Here is a 3643-nt window from a genome sequence, read left to right as displayed (position 1 = left end):
GCCGAGGTCTAGGGTCGGGGAGCATGAGCTCTCTGCGCATCCTGTTCCTCGGCGGCTCCGGCGTCATCAGCACCGCGTGCGTGCGTGCCGCGGTCGCCGCCGGCCACGACGTCGCCGTCCTCAATCGCGGCAGCCGCTCCCGGCCTCTTCCCGAGGGCGTCCGTGAGCTGACGGCCGACGTGCGCGACGGTGACGCCGTGAGAGGGGCGATCGGAGGCGACCGGTTCGACGTCGTCGCCGACTTCCTCTCCTTCATCCCCGACCACGTCGAGACGACCCTCTCCGCCGTCGGATCGCCCGCTCAGTACATCTTCATCAGCTCGGCCTCGGCCTACCAGAAGCCGCCGCGTCGACTCCCGGTGACCGAGTCCACGCCCCTTCACAACCCGTACTGGCAGTACTCGCGCGACAAGATCGCGTGCGAAGACCTGCTCGTGCAGCGCTCGCGGCGCGACGGACTGCCGATGACCATCGTGCGACCGTCGCACACCTACGACGACACGCTCCTGCCGACCCTCGCCGGATGGACCGACATCGCCCGGATGCGCGCCGGCAAGCCGGTGGTCATCCACGGCGACGGCACCACGCCGTGGACCATCACCCACGCCGACGACTTCGCCGTGGCGTTCACCGGTCTTCTCGGTCACCCGGCGGCGATCGGTGACTCCTTCACGATCACCGGCACCCACGCACCGACGTGGAACGACATCTACGGATGGCTCGCCGACGCCGCCGGCGTCGCCGACCCGCGATTCGTGCACGTGGCCAGCGAGACGATCGCACGGTGGTCGCCCGACCTCGGCCCCACTCTCCTGGGCGACAAGGCTCATGCGATGGTCTTCGACTCCGCGAAGGTCACCGCCCTCGTGCCGGAGTTCCGCACGAGGGTGACCTTCGACGAGGGGGCACGGCGCATGATCGCCTTCCATGACGCACATCCCGAGCGCCGGCGCGTCGACGCGGACCTCGATGCGCTGTTCGATCGCATGATCGCGCACGCCGATGCGGCCGGGGTCTGATCGCCCCGGCCGCATGGCCGCCCGCCGTCACCGGGTGATATCGGTCACGACTCCTTTCGCGAGGCGCAGCCGGCGCCGTGCCCGTCGTGCGACCGCGGAGTCGTGCGTGACGGCGATGAGCGTCAGCCCGTCCGCGTTCAGGCGCTCCAGGAGAGAGAGGATCTCGTCGCGCATGCTCTCGTCGAGGTTGCCGGTGGGCTCGTCGGCGAGGAGGACCCTCGGGCGCTTCACGATCGCACGCGCGATCGCCACGCGCTGCTGCTGGCCCCCGGAGAGCTCCGACGGTCGGTGATCCGCGCGCTCGGCGAGCCCGACCTGCCCGAGCGCCTCGGCCACGCGTTCGGCACGCTCCGCCTTCGGCACCGACAGCGGCTCGAGTGCCATGTCGACGTTCTCGGCGGCGGTCAGCGTCGGGATCAGGTTGAACCCCTGGAAGACGAAGCCAATCTCGCGCGCCCGCAGACTCTCGAGCTCTCCGCGCGAAGCGGCGGCGATGTCGAGGTCTCCGAGGAGAACGCGGCCCGACGTCGGCTTGTCCAGGGCACCGAGCACCTGGAGCAGCGTCGACTTCCCCCCGCCGGTCGGCCCCTGGATCGTGACGAAATCACCCGTCGCGATCTCGAGGTCGACACCGGTGAGGGCCTTCACGATCCGCCCCTTCTGCTGGTACGTGCGCGTCACGTCCGTCAGGCGGTAGAGCGCGGCGGGGACCGCCTCGGGTGCGGTGTCTGCGTCGGTGTCGATCATGGTCATGAGGGCTCTCCGTTCTGGGGTCGATGCGAGATATGCGGCCAGTGGGGCCGTACGGGGGTCATCCGACCGACCTCAGCGCCTCGGCCGGGCTCAGGCGCGCCGCGCGCCAGCCGCCGAACGCGCCGGCCAGCAGTCCGCCGATGATCGCCAGACCGATGGCGGCACCGACGACCCACAGCGTGACCGGCGCCTGCAGCACGATCTCGGTCGCGGTCTGCGCCGCGGCCTGACCGAAGGCCTGGCCGCCCGGACCTCCCCCGGCTGCACCCCCGGGTCCCGCGGCCGCGGTGGTCCCGGCAGTGGTGGAGATCGTGGGCGAGACGATGTTGATGATCCCGATGCCGAGGAGCCCGACGACGAGACCTGCGACACCGCCGATGAGGCTCTGCACCACCGACTCGCCCGCGACCTGGCCGACCACACGCCCGTTGGACCAGCCGATGGCCTTGAGCGTGCCGAACTCCCGTGTGCGCCGGCTCACGCCCGAGATGGTGAACAGCACCGCGAGGGCGAGGGCGACGGCCAGAACGATCACCGACAGCCACGTGCCGAGGTTCGTGATGAGGGCGGACGCGCTCGAGAGCGAGCCCGACACGGTCGATGCGAGGTCGGACTGCGAGCTGACCGTCGCATCCGGGAGCGCCTCTTCGATCTCGGCCTGCACGGCACTGATCCCCTCCGATGACGACGCCTGCACGTACACGGTGGAGAGCACGTCTCCCACGCCCGAGAGATCCTGCGCGACATCGAGGGGGATGTACGCGTTGGCGGCGGTGTCGGCCTCGTCGGAGGTGGATGCGACCACGCCGACGACCTCGAACTCCTCACCCGCGATCTCCATCGTGTCGCCGACGGCGAGTTCCGCGGTGGTCGCGTAGCTGGCGTCGATGACGGCCACAGCGGCGCCCGCATCCGCGGACTCCAGTCCTCGGCCGTCGGTGACCGTGACCGACGAGAGCGGCCCGATGGCGGCCGCATCCGACTCGATGCCCATGACCGTGAAGGAGTCCAGGCCGAAGGCGCCGCCTCCGAATCCGCCGCCGCCCGCGCCGCCTTCGGGCGGCCCCTGGGCCGTGCCCTCCTCGGCGGTGGAGCTCTCGGTGGGCGCCTGACCGACTTCGCCGGAGAACGTCGTGTTCGTCAGGCTCAGGGTGCCGGTCGCGGCTTCGACACCGTCGGCTGCGAGTACCGTGTCGAGCACAGACGCATCCAGCGTGGAGCGGAACATCTCCGTCGTCAGCTGCGACTGCTCGATCGAGGTCGTGCCCTCCTCGTCGGTCGCCCCGGCATCCTCGTCGAAGTCGAACTGCTGACCGCGGGTCCCTTCGCCCGGCTCCGCCTGCGCACCGGTCACGGTCAGATCCGTCCCGACACCGTAGACCGACTCGAGCGCCTGAGCCTGGGCGTCGCGCACTCCCGCCGCCAGCGAGTTCACGATCATCACGAGGGCGATCGCGATCGCAAGGCCCGAGGCCACGATCACCGTCTGCTTCTTGCGGCCGGCCAGCTCCCGCCGCAGGTACCTTGCGTACATGGGTCTCCTCTCGGCGGTCCGTCCGCCGTGGCGAGACTATGAGCGGTGCTGATGACGGTCCGTTGCGCGGGTTATGAGGTCGTTATGGATCGTCGTCTCGGCGTTTCACAGCATCCGCATAGACGGTGCCATAGGAATCGCATAGCTTGATCTCCACAATGGGTGTCATGACCACCCCGATCTCCGCGAACGCCCTCACCCGCCCTGACGGATCGCCCTTGCGCGTTCTCGTCGTCGACGACGAGCAGATGCTGACGGACCTGCTGTCCATGGCGCTGCGCATGGAGGGATGGGATGTGCGCACGGCGGCGTCGGGTCTGCAGGCGCTCCAGGAGAC

Annotated in this window: 3 protein-coding genes and 1 pseudogene; 2 read left to right on the top strand and 2 right to left on the bottom strand. The window is 69.8% G+C overall.

All coding sequences use genetic code 11. From position 1 onward, the window contains the following. Nucleotides 1-23 precede the first annotated feature (23 nt). Entirely contained in the window at nucleotides 24-1019 is a 996-nt protein-coding gene (locus B4E30_RS14475) for an NAD-dependent epimerase/dehydratase family protein (RefSeq protein ID WP_286795813.1), read from the top strand. Between the two features lie 27 nt (nucleotides 1020-1046). On the opposite strand, the gene B4E30_RS14470 is transcribed toward B4E30_RS14475, so the two are convergent. Continuing rightward, nucleotides 1047-1772, bottom strand: coding sequence for an ABC transporter ATP-binding protein (locus B4E30_RS14470; protein ID WP_286795811.1), 726 nt, complete (start codon nucleotides 1770-1772; stop codon nucleotides 1047-1049). A 58-nt stretch (nucleotides 1773-1830) separates the two neighbouring features. Then, nucleotides 1831-3306, bottom strand: a complete 1476-nt coding sequence (locus B4E30_RS14465; protein WP_286795810.1) for an ABC transporter permease — start codon at nucleotides 3304-3306, stop codon at nucleotides 1831-1833. Nucleotides 3307-3473: 167 nt separating this feature from the next. Here B4E30_RS14465 and B4E30_RS14460 point away from each other — a divergent pair. Beyond that, nucleotides 3474-3643 (top strand): annotated as a pseudogene (locus tag B4E30_RS14460) (DNA-binding response regulator); the annotation flags it as partial.

It is taken from the genome of Microbacterium sp. UBA3394, from assembly GCF_002358725.1.
GTDB lineage: Bacteria > Actinomycetota > Actinomycetes > Actinomycetales > Microbacteriaceae > Microbacterium > Microbacterium luteum.
This window is presented reverse-complemented; position numbering and strand designations above follow the sequence as displayed.